The following is an 18493-nucleotide window of genomic DNA, read 5'->3' as shown; positions in this document are numbered from 1 at the left end:
CACCGGATGCGACGACCGGTGATCCACCACACCCACCCACCAAACACATGATCAACAAACACCATCAAGACCATCCAACAAACACGCCGGTGGATCCAAGCTCAACGTCCCTGTTTCCACACACCTGTCACCCAACGTCACCACGGCTGCGCTGTGTCACACACTTCGGCGAGACTCGAGTAGCCGCGGGAACTTACTTCTTCCAGATGACCGGCTTGTCCTTGTAGGCATCACCGTCGCTGAAGGTCGCGCCGCCGACCTCGTCGCCGTCCTTGATGGCCTGGAGCCCACAGGTCTCGAAGGTCGCGCCGACGGTCTTGAAGTCCTTCTTCGCCGTCTCGGACTGGCACTTCGGGGTCTCGCCGGTGATGATCACGCCGGTGCTCTTGCCGTCCGGGCCGACCGCGCGCAGCCGGATCGAGCTGTAGGTGAGGTCCGTGCCGCCGACGTTCTCCACCGACATCCGGATGTACACCGGCGTCATGCCCTTGGCCTTGTCACCGTAGGCGGCGAGGTCTTCCTTCGCGCCCAGTTCGATCGCCTTGACCGTGATCGCGATGGTGCCGGACTTGTCGTTGCCGTACTTGAACGGCACGACGGCGCGGTCGCCGACCTTCAGTTCGCTGCCCGGCGCGGTGGCGTCGGCGTTCGAGACCGGGACGGTACCGCTGGTCGCGGGCGAGGACTCGGGAGCCGACGACGTCGGAGCGGGCGCGGGGGCGGGAGCCGGGCTGCCCCCGTCTTCCTTGCCGCCGCACGCGGAAAGCAGCAGCACGGCCGCGCAGCCGGTGGCGAACAGGGCGATACGGTGGGACTTCATGGATCTCCTCGGACTTCTCGCCGGGTCGGCTCCGGCGTACTCGCCACGCACCGTAATCGATGCCGGAGTACGGCAGGGTGGTCCGTTCGCACCACGGATGATCACGATTCGATTACGTCGATCGGCCCAGTCGTTGTTGCTTCTTCCAGATGATCGGGCCTTCCTTGTACCCGTCACCGTCGGTGAAGGTCACGCCGCCGATCTCGCCGCCGACGAGGTCTTCCTTCGGCCCGATGTCGATCGACTTGACGGTCTTCCCGCCTTCCCGCCGAATCGACTCCCGGCGTGTTCGCTACGCAAGGTAGTCACTGAGGTGGCCCGATGCTGTGGCTCGTTCACACCACAACCGATCACAAATCGCTTACGCCGATCAGCCCGTCCTGGATCGCCCGCGCGACGAGCGCGGCCTTGGTCGGCGCCTCCCGCCCGATCTGCGCGTACTTGACCCGGATCCGTTCGAGGTGCGAGTTGACCGTGTTCGGCGAGATCCCCAGCCTGTGCGCGACGAAGTCCTTCGACTCGGACTGGAACCACTCGATGAGCACCTCGGTCTCACGCGCGGAGAGGGCGGGACGCCGCTCCGAGCGGTCCCCGGCCAGCGCGCCCGCGAGCGACGGCGGCGTGTACGACCGGTCGGCCGCCGCCGCGCGCACGGCTTCGAGGAGGTGTTCCGCGCCCTCGGCCTTGGTGAGATAGCTGAGCGCGCCGAGTTCGAGGCACTGCAGGACGGTCTCGTCGTCGGCCCGCATCGAATAGACGACGACGCGCCGGCCCGCTTCGGTGAGCCGCCGCAGATCGCCCATCGCCGGAGTGGTGCTGTTCAGGTGCAGGTCGAGGATGACGACGTCGGCTCTCGCGCCTTCGCCGATCCAGGCGGCCCGCACGTCCTCGCCCTCGGCCACGACGGTGACCGGCGGGGTACCCGAGGACAGCCAGTGCACGACACCGGCCCGTACGGCCGGATGATCATCGACGACCACCGCGGTCAGTTCGCTCGCGAACGCCATTTCGCCTCCATCCACGATCGTTCTCCCAACGCGTGCCATTCGACGTCGACGACGCCCGATCCGTTCGGTGCCGCGCCGGGTTCACCGTCGGTGATCGCGGCGACCCGGATCTCGTCGCCGGTCCGCAGGACGCTGACCCTGGCCTGCGACCGGGCGGCGACCAGCGCGGTCATCAGCGGCCCGGTCAGTGCGCGGCGCACGTCGGTCGGGACGGGCGCCGGTTCGCCGCTGACGGCCAGGGTCACCGTCAGGCCCCGCCGCTCGGCGAGGTCGACGCACGCCGAAACCTCGTGCACCAGCGGATCCGGGACGTCGTCGTTCTCCGCGAACAGCCGCCGCAGCTGCGTCGCGGCGAGCGTGCAACGCTGCCGGACGGCCTCGTCACGGGGGTCCAGGGTGCGGTCGGCCAGTCCGGCGAGCAGCGGCAGGGTGGCGCCGAGCTGACCGGCGAACCGGCTCCGCTGATCGGCCTCCCGCTGCTCGGCGAGCGCCTTGCGATGGGCCTGCCGGTCCCGTTCCGCGGAGGCCTCCGCGGCCTCGCCCGCCCGCCGGTTGACGACCCTGATCAGCGTCAGTGTCGCGGCCTGGAAGGCGAGCACGCCGAGCCCGACGATCGCCACGGCACCGATCTCGCCGCGATCGGTGGGCGCCGATCCGATCTGCCGGAAGAGCGCGAGTGTCACGTGGACGCCGAGCGCGGTCATCGCGAGCGCGGGCCGGTCCAGCAGCAGTACCAGCAGATGCCAGCCCGCGAGGCCGGACGCCCAGTCCTCGTCGCCGAACAGCTGATCCGCGGGCATCGCCCAGATCGCGAGCGCCGACGCGGCGAGGACGACCAGCGCTCCCGGGAGCGCCACCGGCCGGGGGACCGGCTTCCAGCGCAGCACCCACCACGCCGCCACGACGAGCACCAGGGCGAGCGCGGTGAACGCGATCCGGCTCGCGGTGTCGTTCAGCCGGGCCAGGCTGAGCCCGACCTGGATCACCGCCGTCGCGAGCAGGACCGCGATCCGGCAGCCGCCCAGTACCCGGTTCGCGGTCTCATTCATGGGGCCACACCAGAGCCACCGTGGTCCCCGCGCCCGGCGAGGAGGTCACCTCGGCCCGGCCGCCCACCGCGGCCATGCGCTCGACGAGCGAACCGCGGACCCCTCGCCGCTGGGCAGGGGTCTCCGCCGGGTCGAAACCGCTGCCTTCGTCCCGGACGGTCACACGGACACCGTCTTCGACCGTCAGCCGGGCCTCGCCGACCCCGGCGTGCCTGTCGACGTTCACCAGCGCCTCGCGCACGGCCCGGACCAGCGCGAGCGCCGCCGACGCCGGGATCGGCGGGACCGGCGACCAGCGCGTCTCGACCTTCACCGGGCTCTGCGCGAGGACGCCGCGCAACGAGGTCTCGAGATCGACCACACTGCCGGGACCGGATTCGCCGGTGAGGATCGCGAGATCCCGGCGGGCGTACTCGGCGACTTCGGCCGGGTCCGTCGTTTCCCCGCGCTGGGCCACCGTGAGGAACGTGGCCGCCGCCGTGTCGTGCAGGACGGCCAGATACTCCCGTTCCTGCCGTCGTCGTTCCACGGCGAGGGATTCCTCCCGTGCCAGGCGAGCCCGGCGCTCGCGGAAGTGGTCGATCCGGCGCGTCGTCCGTGACAGCAGGAGATACGCGCCCCGGGCGAGCGTGGCTTCGAGCAGCACGCGCAAAACCACCGAGAAGCCGTCCTCGAAACCGAGCGGCACCACTTCGATCGCCAGCAGGCAGACGATGGCGGGCACGGTGATCTTCGGCGGCCACTCCCATTGGAGGGTGATCGCGGTGATCGTGAGGACGTTCAGCGCCCACTGGTTCAACTCGCCCACTTCGGGCGCTGTCAGGAACTGGGTGCCGCAGATCGCCGCGGCGCGCACCAGCGTCAGCGCGAAGGCCGCCGGCCTGCCGCGGCCGGTCTTCCCCGCCAGGTGCTCGGCCACGGCGGTGACCAGTGCCAGCGCGAGCAGTCCGAAAGCGAGCGGCAGCGCGTTCGTCGGCGTCGCGAGCACCCCGAAAGCGCTGATCACCAGCAGTCCGGCGCCCCGGGCCGGACCGGCGAACCGGCCGACGACCGTCAAGAACTCCGCTTCTACGGAGGTCTCACGATCTGACGGCACGGGCAGCAGTCAAGCAGGCAAAGGGTCACCGCACCACCGCGGGGGAGGAGGCGGCCTGCCGGACGAGGGCGGGCGCGCCGGTCCCGTCGGCCGGCACCGCGTAGATCGCTTTGTCCCGGCCGTAGGCGACGGTCCGATCGTCCAGCCACTGTGGCTGGTCGTCCAGATGTGCCGGGTCGGCGAGCGGGACATCGCGGCCGTCCACCAGGGACAGTACGTGCGGCCGCCAGCGGTCACCCTCCCGGAACTTGTGGGCGACGCGGGTGCCGTCCGGCGAAAGCGAGCGAAGGTCACGCCCCAGTAGTTCAGATCCTCGGCGGGGTAAGGCTTTCCGTCCATGACGAGCGCGAAGTCCTCCAGGGATCCGTAGTGGTTCCCGGTGTCCAGATCGAAGATCCCGGCGGTGGTGGAGAACGTGCCGCCCCGCCCAGATAGGAGTCCCCGCCGCGCAGCCCGACGAAGACCGCCCCGGCCACCACCGTGACCACCACGGCGGCGATGCCCACCCACGTCCACCTCATTTCACCCTCGTTCCGGCCAGTACCGACACCAGCAGCACCACGGCGAAGACGGCGAACGCGGGCCGCAACACGGTCCCGGGGACGGCGGGTGGCGCTGCCCCGCCCGCCGGTGGCTGGGCGGCGACCAGGAAGGCCCCGGCCGTCAGGGCTGAGGTCGCGACGGCGAGTGTCTTGCGTCGCCATTGTCGTTGTCTTGTCGCTGAGCGCAGGGGAATCCTCTTCCGGCTATACAGGGAGGGCGATCAATTCGGTAACGTGCAAGGAAATCCGGGATTCTTCCGACCCTGATCGCGACCGGATCCGCGTCAACGAAAAGCCGTTCTCGACGCTGGACAACTCTGAACGGGGCGTGGGCGACCCGACGAAAGTCGGGCGTTCCGGGCGGTACGCCGCGCCTTCATGACGAGCACCGTTCCGGCGGAATTCGGATCCGCTCTGCGCGCCGCGATCGAACGCAGCGGGCTGAGTCTCGACGAGATCAGCCGCCCGAACGGGCCTGTTCGCTCGCCGCCGTCACCGCGCTGGAAGCCATTTTCGGCCAGCGGCCCGAAACGTTCACCGGTCTGCTGGGACCGCGGCGGCGACGCGGCAAGGTGAACCCTCGCGCGGTGGCCTGCGACCAGGTGTGGCGCCGTCCCGAGACGATCGCCCGCGCACTGGCGAAAGTGGACGCGACGCCGGAGGAACTCGACACTCCACATCGGCTTTCGCACTACGTTTCGTTCCGTGTCGACGGCTACGGCCACGAAGAATCGATGCGGGTCCGGCGGCTGATCCGCGCCGACCACGACGGCACTTCCCGGTTCCTGTTCGTGATCCGCTGTTCCAGCCTCACCAGGGAACCGGTGGTGTTGTTCATCGAGGGCTGTCGTCCGGCGCGGTTCCGCGCGGATGTCCCGTCGTCCACTTGCGCCTTCGAATTCGCGCTGGACCGGACACCGGCGGCGGGAGAGCTGGCGTTCGTGGAGTTCGGCGTCCGGTTCCCGCCGGGACAGACCGGGAACCACGCTCAGATGGCCGTCTTCCGGCCCGCGAGGGACATGGCGTTGAGCGTCGCGTTCTTCCAGCCGCGCAGCGCCTCACCGCCGCTGGAACGCGGAGAGGCGACCTTCGACCAGGAGAACCGCACTTTTCAGTTCATCACGCTGGACCAGCTTCCCGGGCAATACGGAATTCGGTGGAGCTGGGCCTGAAACCACCCGGTCGGGGGTATTTCCGGATTCCGATTGTGTTCATCCGGTCGATGGGTATGAGAATCGCCCTCATGCGTGCAAGGCGATTCGCCTCTCTTTCGGCCGGTGCCGCCGCCGCGGTGTGCGTGGCGGCGCTCGTGGTCACCGACGGCGCGGTCGCCGCCCCCTTGCCGGGCGGACTGGGACCGTGCGTCGGTCCGGCCTGCCCCGGCAAATACCCGCCGGTGAACAATCAGGACTACGCCGGCCGGGACAACGGCATCAACGTCTATGTCGGCGGCGAATTCCAGGTACGCGAAGCGGCGGCGGAAGCCGAGGGACGAGTCGTCGTCCTCGGCAATTTCGACATGGCGAAACGGGCGGGCGCGTCCGCCATCTACAACGTCGGCATCGCCGGTGTCGGATCACGGGTCCCGCCGCCGGACGGTGGCGACTTCCTGACCACCGGAGGCAACATCAGCGTCGCCGCGGACCAGCGGCTGCTCGCCGACGACGGCGGCGTAGTCCGGCACGCGGGAACCGTCACCGGGACGGTGATCGGCACGCTCGAAAAGGACCCCGACGCGGCGAAACCCTATGCGGGCCTGCGCGAGGACCTCCGGGTGGCGAGCAAGTGCTACGCCCGGGAAGGCACCACGCCGCGGCCGGCCACCGGCACGGCGGTCAACCAGGGATACCGCACCCTGTTCACCGGTGACGGGAAAGCCGCGCTGCAGGTGTTCAACGTCGACTTCGACCTGACCGGCGCCACCGGCGGCATGCAGGGGATCGAGTTCGAGGGTATCCCGGACGGGGCGACGATCCTGGTCAACATGGTGGGGGCGGCCCGGACGATCAACACCTACACGGGCGACCTGAACGACCAGGACCCGCTGAACAAACTGCGGGAACGGCTCCTGTGGAACTTCCCGGACGCCACCAAGGTGAAGATCGCCGGTGGCGCCCAGTTCCAGGGCAGTGTCCTGGTCGGCGAGCCGGGGAGCACCGCGACCGTGACCGCGTCCGGGATGAACGGCCGCTTCTTCACCACGGGTTCGCTGGTGCACAGCTCCGAGGCCACCGGTGGTGGCGGCCAGGAGTTCCACGCCTACCCGTTCACCGGCGACCTGCCCGAATGCGGCAGCACGCCGACGACGACACCGAGCAGCTCGACGTCCACGTCTTCATCTTCGTCGTCGGCCAGCTCGACTACGACCAGCAGTTCGTCGACAAGCAGCAGTTCGACCACGACCAGCAGCTCGACCACACCGACTTCCACCACCTCGACTTCCACCACACCGACTTCCACCACGCCGACGTCGACCACGTCGTCGAGCCAGACGAGCAGCACTACTTCCAGCAGCTCGTCCTCCAGCACGACGTCGTCCAGTTCCACCTCGTCGAGTCCCACGTCGAGCAGCAGCGCCACGTCATCGAGCCCGACCAGTTCGAGTAGCGCGTCTTCCAGTAGCACCGCGCCGACCACCAGCAGTTCCTCGAGCACGACGCCAGGGCCCGGGGTGACCACGTACACGACACCGGGCCAGCCGGGAGCGACCACACCAGGTGGTGGGCCGACCGACAGCGGTCCGCTGGCGTCGACCGGTAGCGACATCCGCGGCCTGCTGGTCTCCGGCGGTTTCCTGCTGCTCCTCGGTGGCGCGCTGGTGGCCCTCACGATCCGGTCGAGGCGCCGCGAGTCCTAGGTGAGTGCGGTGGCGATGACGTCGCGGCAGTCAGCCAGCAGGGCCTCCGCGGCGGTGTGGCCGGTCGCGGCCAGGTAGGCGTCGACGAGGCGGTTGCCCGCCGCGTAGCCGGCACCGGTCGGCAGGCCGACGGGAGTGCCGCCGTAGCGGGCGGCGGTCTCGTCGCCGTGCACCCACGCCGTGAAGTTCTGCATGCCGGTGATCTCCAGTCCGGAGACGACCTTCGCGAACACCGCGTCGTCGCGCAGATGTGGCACGCCGATGCGGGCGTAGCCGAGTTCGTCGCCGTACAGCTGACGGGCGAACGCGTCGGCCAGCCCTTCGGACACGATCTGCTCGCCGACGGTGACCGTCGCCGGATCCCAGATCACGCCGCCGGGGCTGTAACGGAGGTTGTGGTTCAGCTCGTGGACCGCCGTGGCCTCCAGTCGCGCCAGGTTCTCCGGATACGGCCAGAAGTTGAGGTGGATGTAGCCGGACACGCTGCCGTTCGCCGTCATCCCGAGGTTCGGGCCCATGAAGTGCTCGTCGCCGGGGTCGCCCAGCACGGTGAGGACGGTGATGTCCGGTACCGCGAGCCCGGGTGTCGCCGCGAGCTGCACGGTGACGGCGTCTTCGAGCGCCCGCTGGACGCGGTTCCAGGCGTCGGCGTCGTGCAGGGCCTCCAGCGCATCGAGGCAGCGCTCTTCGTCTCGGTCGAGCGGGAAACCGGAGCTCATCGCGTGCATCGCGACGAGGTCCACCTCGCCGGGAAAATAGCGGTACAGGCCGGCGGCGGGTTCGGCCATCGCCTTGAACAGTGCGGCGCGGTCCGCCTGCGGCGCGCGGAGGATCTCGCGCATCGCGGAGTAGGTGTCGAGGACTCGGATCGTCATGGGAGCGACGTTAAAGCCTCCAGTGGGTGGAGGCTCAAGTGATCTGCGGTGAGGCTCGCTCCGGCAGCTACTTTCTCCGCGGTGCGGGGAACCGAGCCGCGCTCCACGAATTTCGAGCCAAGTGTCCCAATGGGCATCGGAATACGTAGTCGATGCCGATGAAGATCATCGCCCGGCGCCGGTTGGCGTGCCCCCCTCTTGTGTCACGCCAACCGGCGGCGAGCACCGGAATTCAAGGCGGTACGATCAGGTTGATCGAATGATCCGACTGCTTACTGATCGGTCACCTTTCCGTTGTCACCCTGGAACAGTCGCACGCCCGCCGGGTCGCGACAAGCGTTTCCCGTTGCCTGTGAACAGGAAACCCGTCGGCGGGGGAAAGGGTCCCGGACTTCTTCCACCATGATCGACTGGACAACCGACTCCCCGACTCGCCACTATGTGCAGCCACGTGACAGACAGGGGAGGTTCTGTGGACGTCAGCAAGGGCGACCTGATCAGTGAACTGAAGATTCTGCGTAAAGGTCGTGGTGTGGCAATGCCGCAGCTGTCCGAGCGGGTGGGTCCCGCTCTCCGCATGGTGTGTGAGCTGACCAAAGAGGACGGTGCGACCGAAGCCCGCCGTAAGATTTCCGAGCGGCTGACGGTACTGAGTTCCCACCTGCCCGACGATCTGCGGACGGTCGTCCTGGCCGCGTTCGGGCTGACCCCGGACGCGCGGATGCCGTTCTATCAGGACCGGGTGCATTGGGCGGCCACCAGAATCAATCGTGACGATCGGACGGCGCGCCGCCGGATCGACGACGGCATCGCGCAACTCGCGGAATTCGCGGTCGGCACACTGCGACCGGTCACTCGGGCGAAACGGGTGGGACACCACTGGCACACCGAGGAACTGCGGGTCGCGCTCGCCGTCGACAGGCCGGTGCCGGAAGCCTTCGAATTCCGGCGGGTGGTGGCCGATACCGACGATCTCACCGAACTCGATCTCGCGCTGACCGTGGCGGCACCGGATTCGTCCGGCGCAAGAGCGCGAAAGGAAGACCTCGACGTCGAGGTCTTCCACGGTGGGATACTCACCGGAAGGCGCATGGAGTCTTCCGATCGATTCGGGTTGGCGCTCAAACTGCCCGCCGCGTTGAACCACGGCGACAGACATGAGATCGCCTTGCGATTCCGTGCCAGGATCGAGCCGCACTACGTCTGCGTCCCCAGGCATCCCTGCGATCTTTTCGACCTCCACGTCCGGCTCGGCAAAGAGCGGGCACCTCGTGAGGTCGTCCTGCTGAACAAGGCTTTCCAGGGCGACGCCCGGGATCCGATCGCCGAAGGCACGAGCATTCCGGTGAATGAAGCGGGCGAGGTCCATGTCCGCTTCGAAAATCTCGATCCGGGGTTCGCCTACGGCATCAAATGGAGATGGTCGGAGCCGTCACTTTCCTGATTTCAGGGAAGCCGGTCGAGAGTGGTCATCAGCGACAGGACCGGCTTTGGCAGCCGGACGACCCATTTCGCGGTCATCACCTTCGCCGAAAGCTTCGCTACCGGCCCCATTGTGCTGGCGAGGCCGCGTTCGGCGGCCTCCACCAGCGCGACTTCGCGCCCGCTCGTCTCCCTGCCGGACAACACCAAGGCGATGACCAGGTCGAGGTGACTTTCGATGGTTTCGGGATGACCGACCCCGAGCAACCGGATCTGGGGTTCGAGTATCGAGTCCAGAATGTCGGCCTGCCGCCCGAATTCGCGGAGCATGCCGTGCGCGAGGCCCATCCCGTGCCGGGCTCGGCAGCGAAGGGGATGGTCGTCCTCCAGCACCCGGACGATGTCCCGCTCGGTGTCGGTCAGCGTCGCGAGCGCACGTTTCGGATGTCCGTGCGCGAGCAGCGCACGGCCCGCGCGCACGGCCGCCGCGAGCGTCAGCGGATGGTCGCGACCGTGCTCTTCCTCGTACCTGGCCTTGACTTCGCGGAGCGCGACCGCGGACCACTCCCAGGATGGCGCGGCCGGTTTCAGCTCCGACAGGTCGAGTTCGAGTATCGCTTCCGCGTGGACGGCTTGCGCCTCCGTACAGTCCGGATGCCACTCGCGGCCGGCCGCCCGGTACGCGGCGACGACCTCGTCCGCGACGGCTCTGGCCTTCCGCGGTTGCCCGGCCAGGTGCAAGGCCCGCGCCCACTCCAGCTTCGCGATCGGCACGACTTCCGCGAAATCGCCACGGGGGTCGGCGAGTATCGGCTCCAGTAAGGCGGCCGCGTCAGCCGGTCTACCGCGCAGCCGCCACGCGACAGCTGTCGTCAGCACCAGCCGGAAGCCTTCGTCATCGACGACGTCATCGCCCGCGGAGGGAGCGTGTTCCGTCCAGAACTCTTGCTCGGCCTCGGAATACCGGCCCAGCTCGTCCAACGCCCGCGCGGCGATCAGTTTCGCCCGGAGCCGGACCCGCTGATCGGCTTCGGCGAGTCCGGCCGCCTTCCCGGCATGGTCCACCGCTTCTGGTTGTAGTCCGCAGCCGAGTTCCACCCGCGCCACCGCGACCAGGTCTTCCGGGCAGTCCGGGTGGATCGCCAGTATCCTCGCGCGAATTTCGCCCGCCGCGGCGAGATCACCCAGCGCCTCGTAGGCGTCCGCGGCGGGCCGGAGCAGCCGGGCCCGATTTGGCACCGGCCATTCCGCCAACGCTTCGGCGTGCTGGATCAGGAAGTCCGGGCGATCGCCGAGGCGCTGCTCCAGCCAGTCGAGCACGACCGGCTCTGCTTGGAACGCGAACGTCGCGAGCCGCGTGGGATCCTCGCGAAGCACATCGAGAGCGACGTTGTGCACTTGCCAACCGCCGTCGGCCAAGTCGGTGAAGGGTGGCAGCCGCGGTTCGGTCGCCAAGCCGAGCACTTCCGAGATCAACCGTGGCGGCACCGGTACCGGCGCGAGTGCCGCAGCGACGCGGAGTACGGAGAGCGCCGCCGGATCGAGCCGGTCGAGTTCGTCCCGGACGGTCTGTTCGACGTCGTGCGGGCGTGTGTCCAACGCCCGTGCTTCGAGCCCGGCACTGATCGCGTTCGCCGCGCCGCGCAGAACCCAGGGCTGACCGGAACAGCGCTCGGCGAACCGGAGCACGGTTTCCCGGTCCGCTTGATCCATCGGTGGTGTCTCCGTCGAGAAGAACTCCAGGCCGTCGTCCGGCGTCAGCCCGCCCAGTTCCAGGGCCGGTGCCCACCAGGCCGATCTCTCGACCCGGCTGGTCAGCACTGTCGCCACCTGTCCGGACGGGATCAGCAGCTGATCGAGCACGCTCGGCGGCAGGTCCACCGGCAGGTCGTCGATGACCAAAAGCGCCTTCCCCGCGGAGAACCTGTCGCCGGCCACTCGCCGGAGCCTGGTGAGCGGGACACCACGAACGTCGAGGCCGAACTTCTCCTTCGTCACGCGTGCCAGGTCGAGATGGAACCGCGAAAGGAAGTCCTCTGGAGGGTGCTGTCCGAACGGTCCGATCCAGAAGATCCCGCCGGGGTAAGCGTTTCGGCGGCTGCGGGCGTACTGCGCGGCGAGGCCGCTCTTGCCGATCCCCGGCCGGCCCGTGATCACGAGCACCGCGGGGGAGGTGTCACCAAACAGGACGTCGTGGATCGCGCGCAGTTGTGGACGCCTGCCGACGAAGCCGGACGACCACCGCACCCGGGCTGGCAGGTCGGCTTCGGTCGGCGCACTGGGATCGTTGTCGGGCATCAGCGGTTGATTCCTCCGATTGTGCCTGCTCATCGAGTGATCACGCGGCGTCAGCGACGTTCGTGGCATCCACCGATAGTGGATTCTCACCCTGCCTTGTTTCGCCACCGGATTCACCGGAAGCACGGATATTTGTCCAGATTCTGACCAACCGCACGGTGAGACGTCCAGAAAACGGGCACCGGCGTCATCTTTGACAACTTCTGGACAAAGGCTGACCAAAGCGTGATACGGCGATCGGAGTAATCGACTATGTGGTGGCCCGGCCTGAAGACTGAAACGGATGGATGTCCGCGATGAACGATGAATACGCCGACTCATGGCAGGAGAAGCGGCCGCCGATGGTCATTCTGCTGCTGGCCGTGGTTTCGGTGGCAGGCTCGTACATCTTGCTCCTCTTCGGAGATTTCGGCAGCCACCTCACGGGTTATCTGCTGGGATCGGTGGTCTGTGCCGGATTGATCACGGTGTTCATGAAGGTGGACATGAATCGCCGTACCGCGCCGGACGTGGTGTACCTGGCGTCGGCTTCGGCCCGGTTCGGCTGGTCCGCGGTGCTGCTGGGCGGAATCGTCGCCTCCGGGGCCCACGCCTGGTCGATCGCCGCGGAACTGGCGGTGCGCTGATGACGCGGTTCATCCGCCTGCTGCCGGTCCTGCTGGTATTCACCCTGACGACCTTTTCGCCGGTGGGCAGCGCCTCCGCACAAAACGGCCCGGCGACCGCGTACAGCGAGGTCGCTTCGTGTTTCACCGCGCGCGGAAAGCTCGCCGTGCTGGCCTTGGTCGACGAATCCAAAAGTCTCAAGAGCACCGACCGCGACGCGAATCGGGTCGACGCGCTGGTGAGCATGTTGCGAACGCTCGCCAGGTACGGCTCGACCGGTGAAGGAACGCCGAAGAAATCGATAGAAGTGCAGCTCGCGGGATTCGGCACGTCGTTCGCGGCGGGTCCGTGGCGCGAACTGAATCCCTCGACGATCGGTGACCTCGAAGGCCAGGCCAAGGGATTCGCCGAGCGGGACACGGCCAACGACACCGATTTCGCCACGGCGTTGCTCGGCGCCCAGAACGAGTTCGTCCGCAAAGACGCCGTGAGCGGCACCCAGCCGCCCTGCCGTCTCCTGCTGTTGTTCACCGACGGGATGTACGAGCTGACGACGAAGAACCTCGAACGGCCCTACGGCGGCGGCGCGAGCCGCACCGACCTCGACGCGATCGTCTCTCGTGGCAAGGAGTTCCTGTGTGGACCGGGACAGCTGACCGACCAGCTTCGCGAGGCGGGCACGGCCATCGTCGCGCTCGGGCTGGCCAGCCGGGAACAGGGGTTCCTGCAGTCCATCGCCGAACGGGACGCACCGGGAAGCCACTGCGGCGACTCGAACAGCCCGCCCGGTAAGTACGTGGCCGTCGGTGGCCTCGAAGAGTTGCGCAGCGCGTTCGACTCCGCGATCGCGCAGGCGCTCGGCGGCACTCCTGTCCCGTCGCCGCAGCCGGTCACGGTGTGCGCGCTCGCCTCGCCCGCCGACGAACGCTGCGCTCAGCGCTTCGCCCTCGATCAGTCCCTTCGCGAATTCCACCTGCTGCTCAAGCTCGGCGGCCCGGGGATCGCGGTGGACGTGACCCCGCCCAAGGGGAATACCGTCCGGCTCACCGCCGACCATCGAAGCCCGCTCACCGTCGGCGGTGCCGAACTCACCGTCTCGGCGCTGACCGCGTCGGATCTGGTCGTCGACGGGCGGCTGCCCGCGGCGGCGCCGGAATGGGTGGGCACCTGGACCGTCCGGTTCGTCGACACCGGCGGGACCAATCCCGCGGCGATCGCGCAGTCGCAGCTCACCGTGTTCGGTGGCCTGGTCCCGGTGATCGACCCCGAGGCACCCGAGTTCCAGGCGGGGAAGCGCACCGACTTCCGGATCCGGGTGACCGACACGGCGGGGTCGCCGCGGACCCCGGCCGATTTCGTGCGCTCCGCCAAGGTTTCCGCGTCGTTGACCGATCCGCAGGGGAAGACGGAGGACATCCCGGTGAGCCCTGGAGCAGAAGGTTCGTACACAGCGGGCTTCGCGATGCCCGACACCACGAGCTCTTCAGTCGCGACGCTGAAAGTGACCCTCGACGTGGTGACGGCGTCCGGCCTGAGGTTGCAGCCGCGCGTGGTGACTCGGCAGGTGACGGTCAAACCTCCGTCGGCGTACCCCACGGTCACCGGCGCCCTGGATCTGCCGCCGATCCTCGACAGCGGCACGACGACCGGCTCGCTGACCATCACCGGCGGACGTGGCGGCAAGGGATGCGTCTGGTTCACCCCCAGGTTCACCCGGATCCCGCCGAACACCGGGGCGATGGCGACCCGGTTCACTCCGGACGCCACCGATCCCCAGCGCTGCGTGCGGGTCGGACCGGGCCAGAGCACTCAGGTCGCCGTCGAGGTCTCGCCGGAGAACGTGCGCAGCGGAGTCGCGCAGGGGGAGTTCACCGCGACGCTCACCGCGGACGGCGAATCCTCACGTGAACTGAACGTCCCGGTGCGGTTCCAAATGGACCGTCCACCGGACGCGGTCACGCAGTGGGCGTTGTTCGTCCTGATCGTCGTGGGCGGTGTACTCCTGCCCTTCGTGCTGCTGTGGCTGCTGAATCGGTGGTCCGCGCGGTACCTCGATCCCGGGCAGATCCGCCATGCCGAACGCGACGTCGAGGTCACGAGCATCGACGTCCGCGACGCAGCGACGGCGAGACCGCTCCGAGAGGTACTGGACGTGCAGTCGTTCAGCTACCTCGACGGCGCCCCCAGCGAGAGGTGCAAGAGCTTCGCGTCCGGCGTGCTGAATTTCGGCCGCCGGATCCCGGTTCTGCCGTGGGCTCTGCCCCACGGAACCGTCCGGGCCGGCGGTGCCGGCGTCCTCACGGCCGCGGGTGGCGGGCGGAGGAAAGCCGACTGGGGCCGGGTCGGTTTCGACCTCGGCCAGACCTGGGTGCTCGTCATCGACCAGGTGTCACCCGATACCCAGGGGCCGCTTCGCGGGACGTTGCACCTGTTCGTGACCGACTTCCACATCGGGGCAAAACTCGGGCGCCTGCTGGAAGCCGTCGAAAGGGAAGTGCCCGCCGAGGTCCGCAACTCGGCCGACCGGATCCAGCCCCGGGAAACCGGTCCCATACCGGACTCGGAACCGGAGCCGGAACCGTTCATCCCGCCCAAATGACTCTCTAGGAGAACCTGATGTTGCAGAAGTTCCTCGTCGTCGGCGTCGGCGGATCCGGCGGGGTCACGCTGCGGATGCTCCGGGCCCGGCTGCTCGAATACCTCGCGGAACGCGGGTACGACGGCGGCCTGCCCGCCGCGTGGCAGCTCATCCACATCGACGTGCCGCTCGAACAGGACCGCAGGCCGGAACGGATCCCGCTGCTGCCGCCCAGCGACTACGTCGGGCTGGCGGTCGAAGGGCTGACCTATCGGGACGTCGACGAGATGTTGTGCGCGAACGGCGACCCCGTCGTCCGGCACACGGCCGGCTGGCGGCCGGATCCCGACGAGTGCAACGTCGCGCCGGAGTCCGGCGGCGGCCGGTTCCGCGCGGTGGGGCGCGTCATTCTCGGCGCGCGGATGGCCTCGGCGCACGAACGGCTCCGCACCGCGGTCAACGCGCTGCACAGTGAGCAGGCGAACGAAGAGTTCAGCGAAGTCTGCCGACGGCTGACCGGGAACGGGGTGCCCAGCCAGAATCCCACGCAGGTCGTGGTGGTCACCTCGCTCGCGGGCGGCTCGGGTTCCGGGCTGTTCCTCGACGTCTGCGACATGCTGCGTCAGCTCGAACCGAGCGTGCAGGGCCGCCTGGTCTCCGTGATGTACACGCCGGAGGTCTTCGACGAGCTGTCGCCGGCGGACCGAGCCGGGATCAACCCCAACGCGCTGGCGACCGTCTGCGAACTGCTCAACGGCCGGTGGAACGGCGAGGCGTCGTCGCCGGACGAGTTCTCGTTCCTGCGCGCGGCGGGCGCGGCCGCGGTGGACCGGATCACCACCCGCGGACCGCGGATCCCGTACCTGATCGGCCGCACCAACGGCCAGGTGAACTACTCGGACCAGGGCGAGGTCTACGAGGCGGTGGCCCGGGGGATGACCGTGTGGGCCACCAGCCCGGAGATCCAGTCCAGGTTCTCCAGCTACGAGATCGGGAACTGGGCCTCGCGCGCCAACGGACCGGACCGGACGGGACTGACCGGCGACAACACCGAGATCCCGCTCAGCTCCTTCGGCTGCGCGTCGGTCGGCATCGGACTGGACCGCTTCGCCGGGTACAGCACCGATCGGCTGACCAGGGAAGCCGTCGAGCACGTGCTCTCCGGCCATTGGCGCGTCGCCGACGAAAAGGTGGTTAACGAGGAGAAAGCGCGGCAGGACCGGGTGGAGGTGTCGGTACGGAGCTTCCTCTCCAACTGCGGCCTCGACGAACAGGGACCGCACCGCAACGACATCCTCGACGCGATCCGGGGCGGGCTGAGCAGCGACAAGGCGCGCGACGACGTCCGCGCACAGATCAGGCCGAAGCTGCTCGACCGGGTGCGGGCGCAATGGCCGTCGAGGGCCGACGCGCGGCTGGTGGCCAAACGCGTCACCGAGCGCATGACCGAACAGTGGACGACGGAGTTCGCCGCCTGTGAAGCGCGCTACTTCGAAGCCACCACAGGGTGGATCCGCGATCTGCAGAAGGTGATCCAGAAGCACACCGCTGACCTGCTCGCGGCCGAAGGCGGTCCGGTGGCGGTCGACGTGCTCCGGCAGGTGAAGACCGAGCTGACCGAAATCGTCGTCAAAGAGCTGGTCGACGAACTGAACAGCCAGAAGCGCATGGTCAGCGAGATGAACAGCCGGGTCAGCGCGGCGCTCTCCGGCACGACGACGATGCCCGCCGACCACCCCAAGGTGGCGCAGGCCGTCGACGCGGCCATCGACTGCTTCCACAACCACACCGAAGTGCTGGTGCACGAACTGGCGATCGAGCTCATCCGCGACATCGGGGACAACCTGCTCGACCCACTGAGGACGGCGCTGGTCGGCGGCCTCGACAGCCTGCAGGCGGATCGCGCGGGTTCGTCCGTCCAGCCGTCGCCCGTGCCGGGCTGGCCGGTCGAGGACGCACCGGTCCCCGGTTCCTACTACCCCGCGGGCAACGAGCTCGTGCTGGAGCGGGTGAGCTCGTACCCCGAAGAGTTCACCCGGCTGCTGCGGGCGCAGTCGAACGACGAGAACGACGGCAACGCGATCACGCGGGCACGGAGCGCGGTGATCACCGGGCAGGACCAAAGCGCCGTCGAGACCACGAAGCGCTGGGTGCCTCGCGACGTGCGGCTGCGGCAGGCACAAAGCCCGTCCTCCGCCAAGTTCAAGACCGGACTGGCCCTGACCGCGCTGCGAGAGCGCGCCCGCGACTGGATCCGGCGCCCGGACACACCGATGGCCCGGCACCTCGGCCAGACACTGGGTACCTATCTGGCGGAGAAGGGCGACCGGCGGCAGGAACACGAACTCCGGCTGGAGAACTTCCGCAACCTGCTGGCGCAGGCGGTGAAACTGTCGCGCCCGCTGATCGCGATCGACGCGCCCGCCCTGATGCGGGTGCACCAGCGGTCCCTCGGCTACCGCGAGGTGATGACACCGCTGCCGTTCCCGAACGGTCATCCGGGGCAGGACGCCGCACGCAAGGTCTTCGCCTCGCACAGCGACGCCGACTTCGGGCAGCTGCTCGGGACGCGGGACACCGAGCGGATCGACATCTTCACCTTTCTCGACGCGCCGGTGCAGCCCGCGGTGATCTCCTCGCTCACGCGTCCGATCGCCGCGCAGTGGCAGCAGGAGAAGAGCCAGCCGAACATGGCGGGCTTCTGGACCTGGCGCCGGGCGAGGGGGCTGCCGTGGTTCGTGCCGTGTCCTCCCGCCGTCCGCCGCAACATCGTTCGAGGCTGGTTCCTGGCGCGGTTCCTCAACCAGATCAACTGTGAGGGCGGCGATCTGCGCACCGTGCCCACCGGGGTGTGGACCCCGGACGGTTACGTGAAGTTCCCCTTCCCGTTGCTGGGCAAGAAGATCCGCAAGCTCAACGAGTGGCTGCCCGCGGTGCTCGAGTCCGTGGCCCTCACCGTCGTCGGCGTCGCCGATTCCGCGCCGTACGAACGGCTGATCCAGCTCGGTGAATCGCTGGAGCGACAGGACGAACTCAGCGACCGGGGTGAACTCGCGCGCTGGTTGGAGGACGGGCTCACCGGGGCGGGCGCGCCCATTCCCGAACCGGAGGTCGCGGGAACCAGGCACGACCCGCCGGAGGACCGGGTGAAGTTCGCCCTCCAGTACGTGCAGAAGTACCAGGACCACTACGACTCGTTCCGCGATCTGCCGCTCAACGCCGCTTCGGCGCTCGGCGTCTCGCGCGCCTGGGAGATACGGGAAGACATTTGGAGCGCCCTCGCGACCTTCCACGACGCCGTGGTCAACGGTGAAACCATCGATCCGTCCGATGTGGGGTGAGC

14 protein-coding genes are annotated in these 18493 nt (G+C 68.5%); 7 read left to right on the top strand and 7 right to left on the bottom strand.

From position 1 onward, the window contains the following. Positions 1-193: 193 nt before the first annotated feature. The 5 genes from ACFOSH_RS03120 to ACFOSH_RS03100 all read right to left on the bottom strand — a co-directional run bounded on the left by ACFOSH_RS03120 (position 194) and on the right by ACFOSH_RS03100 (position 4177). Positions 194-820, bottom strand: a complete 627-nt coding sequence (locus tag ACFOSH_RS03120; protein WP_378237078.1) for a hypothetical protein — start codon at positions 818-820, stop codon at positions 194-196. Between the two features lie 350 nt (positions 821-1170). Beyond that, positions 1171-1827 carry a response regulator gene (locus ACFOSH_RS03115; protein WP_378237077.1) on the bottom strand — a complete coding sequence of 219 codons (657 nt, stop codon included), beginning with the start codon at positions 1825-1827 and terminating at the stop codon, positions 1171-1173. After that, on the bottom strand, positions 1806-2876 hold the full coding sequence (locus tag ACFOSH_RS03110; protein WP_378237076.1) for a histidine kinase: 1071 nt from the start codon (positions 2874-2876) through the stop codon (positions 1806-1808). The genes ACFOSH_RS03115 and ACFOSH_RS03110 overlap by 22 nt, the downstream gene beginning before the upstream one ends. Next, positions 2869-3972 (bottom strand): sensor histidine kinase, encoded by a 1104-nt coding sequence (locus ACFOSH_RS03105; protein WP_378237075.1) that lies wholly within the window; start codon positions 3970-3972, stop codon positions 2869-2871. Before ACFOSH_RS03105 ends, ACFOSH_RS03110 begins: the two co-directional genes overlap by 8 nt. Before the next feature lie 25 nt (positions 3973-3997). Continuing rightward, the gene (locus ACFOSH_RS03100; RefSeq protein ID WP_378237074.1) at positions 3998-4177 is read right to left on the bottom strand and encodes a hypothetical protein; all 180 of its coding nucleotides are present in this window, start codon (positions 4175-4177) and stop codon (positions 3998-4000) included. Positions 4178-4892: 715 nt separating this feature from the next. On the opposite strand from ACFOSH_RS03100, the gene ACFOSH_RS03095 reads away from it, so the two are divergent. The 3 genes from ACFOSH_RS03095 (at position 4893) to ACFOSH_RS03085 (ending at position 7371) form a co-directional block, all read left to right on the top strand. Further along, positions 4893-5090, top strand: coding sequence for a hypothetical protein (locus ACFOSH_RS03095; RefSeq protein ID WP_378237073.1), 198 nt, complete (start codon positions 4893-4895; stop codon positions 5088-5090). A gap of 11 nt (positions 5091-5101) precedes the next feature. Continuing rightward, positions 5102-5686 (top strand): hypothetical protein, encoded by a 585-nt coding sequence (locus ACFOSH_RS03090; RefSeq protein ID WP_378237072.1) that lies wholly within the window; start codon positions 5102-5104, stop codon positions 5684-5686. Positions 5687-5757: 71 nt separating this feature from the next. After that, the gene (locus ACFOSH_RS03085) at positions 5758-7371 is read left to right on the top strand and encodes a choice-of-anchor A family protein (protein WP_378237071.1); all 1614 of its coding nucleotides are present in this window, start codon (positions 5758-5760) and stop codon (positions 7369-7371) included. Here the strand turns inward: ACFOSH_RS03085 and ACFOSH_RS03080 are convergent. Next, positions 7368-8246, bottom strand: coding sequence for a DUF2268 domain-containing protein (locus ACFOSH_RS03080; protein WP_378237070.1), 879 nt, complete (start codon positions 8244-8246; stop codon positions 7368-7370). The two genes, ACFOSH_RS03085 and ACFOSH_RS03080, sit on opposite strands and share 4 nt — an antisense overlap. Before the next feature lie 538 nt (positions 8247-8784). Here ACFOSH_RS03080 and ACFOSH_RS03075 point away from each other — a divergent pair. Further along, positions 8785-9690, top strand: coding sequence for a hypothetical protein (locus tag ACFOSH_RS03075; protein WP_378237069.1), 906 nt, complete (start codon positions 8785-8787; stop codon positions 9688-9690). A gap of 2 nt (positions 9691-9692) precedes the next feature. On the opposite strand, the gene ACFOSH_RS03070 is transcribed toward ACFOSH_RS03075, so the two are convergent. Then, complete coding sequence (locus ACFOSH_RS03070; RefSeq protein ID WP_378237068.1) at positions 9693-11966, bottom strand: hypothetical protein; 2274 nt, start codon at positions 11964-11966, stop codon at positions 9693-9695. A 296-nt stretch (positions 11967-12262) separates the two neighbouring features. On the opposite strand from ACFOSH_RS03070, the gene ACFOSH_RS03065 reads away from it, so the two are divergent. From ACFOSH_RS03065 to ACFOSH_RS03055, 3 genes are read left to right on the top strand one after another with little or no spacing between them, the layout of a single operon-like run. Continuing rightward, a complete protein-coding gene (locus ACFOSH_RS03065) occupies positions 12263-12592 on the top strand; it encodes a hypothetical protein (RefSeq protein ID WP_378237067.1) in 330 nt (109 codons plus the stop codon). Beyond that, positions 12592-15171 (top strand): hypothetical protein, encoded by a 2580-nt coding sequence (locus ACFOSH_RS03060; protein WP_378237066.1) that lies wholly within the window; start codon positions 12592-12594, stop codon positions 15169-15171. Before ACFOSH_RS03065 ends, ACFOSH_RS03060 begins: the two co-directional genes overlap by 1 nt. A 17-nt stretch (positions 15172-15188) precedes the next feature. Further along, positions 15189-18491 carry a tubulin-like doman-containing protein gene (locus ACFOSH_RS03055; RefSeq protein ID WP_378237065.1) on the top strand — a complete coding sequence of 1101 codons (3303 nt, stop codon included), beginning with the start codon at positions 15189-15191 and terminating at the stop codon, positions 18489-18491. The last annotated feature ends 2 nt before the right edge of the window (positions 18492-18493 follow it).

The sequence above is a fragment of the Amycolatopsis speibonae genome, from assembly GCF_042647925.1.
GTDB classification, from domain to species: domain Bacteria; phylum Actinomycetota; class Actinomycetes; order Mycobacteriales; family Pseudonocardiaceae; genus Amycolatopsis; species Amycolatopsis speibonae.
The sequence above is the reverse complement of the archived record's forward strand: the minus strand, read 5'-3'. Positions and strand labels throughout refer to the sequence as shown.

What these genes read in the sequence shown, in the direction of transcription:
- ACFOSH_RS03080 (WP_378237070.1), bottom strand. Translation starts at nt 8,246, where the DNA reads ATGACGATCCGAGTCCTCGACACCTACTCCGCGATGCGCGAGATCCTC.
- ACFOSH_RS03060 (WP_378237066.1), top strand. Translation starts at nt 12,592, where the DNA reads ATGACGCGGTTCATCCGCCTGCTGCCGGTCCTGCTGGTATTCACCCTG.
- ACFOSH_RS03070 (WP_378237068.1), bottom strand. Translation starts at nt 11,966, where the DNA reads ATGCCCGACAACGATCCCAGTGCGCCGACCGAAGCCGACCTGCCAGCC.
- ACFOSH_RS03085 (WP_378237071.1), top strand. Translation starts at nt 5,758, where the DNA reads ATGCGTGCAAGGCGATTCGCCTCTCTTTCGGCCGGTGCCGCCGCCGCG.
- ACFOSH_RS03110 (WP_378237076.1), bottom strand. Translation starts at nt 2,876, where the DNA reads ATGAATGAGACCGCGAACCGGGTACTGGGCGGCTGCCGGATCGCGGTC.
- ACFOSH_RS03120 (WP_378237078.1), bottom strand. Translation starts at nt 820, where the DNA reads ATGAAGTCCCACCGTATCGCCCTGTTCGCCACCGGCTGCGCGGCCGTG.
- ACFOSH_RS03115 (WP_378237077.1), bottom strand. Translation starts at nt 1,827, where the DNA reads ATGGCGTTCGCGAGCGAACTGACCGCGGTGGTCGTCGATGATCATCCG.
- ACFOSH_RS03055 (WP_378237065.1), top strand. Translation starts at nt 15,189, where the DNA reads ATGTTGCAGAAGTTCCTCGTCGTCGGCGTCGGCGGATCCGGCGGGGTC.
- ACFOSH_RS03095 (WP_378237073.1), top strand. Translation starts at nt 4,893, where the DNA reads ATGACGAGCACCGTTCCGGCGGAATTCGGATCCGCTCTGCGCGCCGCG.
- ACFOSH_RS03075 (WP_378237069.1), top strand. Translation starts at nt 8,785, where the DNA reads ATGCCGCAGCTGTCCGAGCGGGTGGGTCCCGCTCTCCGCATGGTGTGT.
- ACFOSH_RS03065 (WP_378237067.1), top strand. Translation starts at nt 12,263, where the DNA reads ATGAACGATGAATACGCCGACTCATGGCAGGAGAAGCGGCCGCCGATG.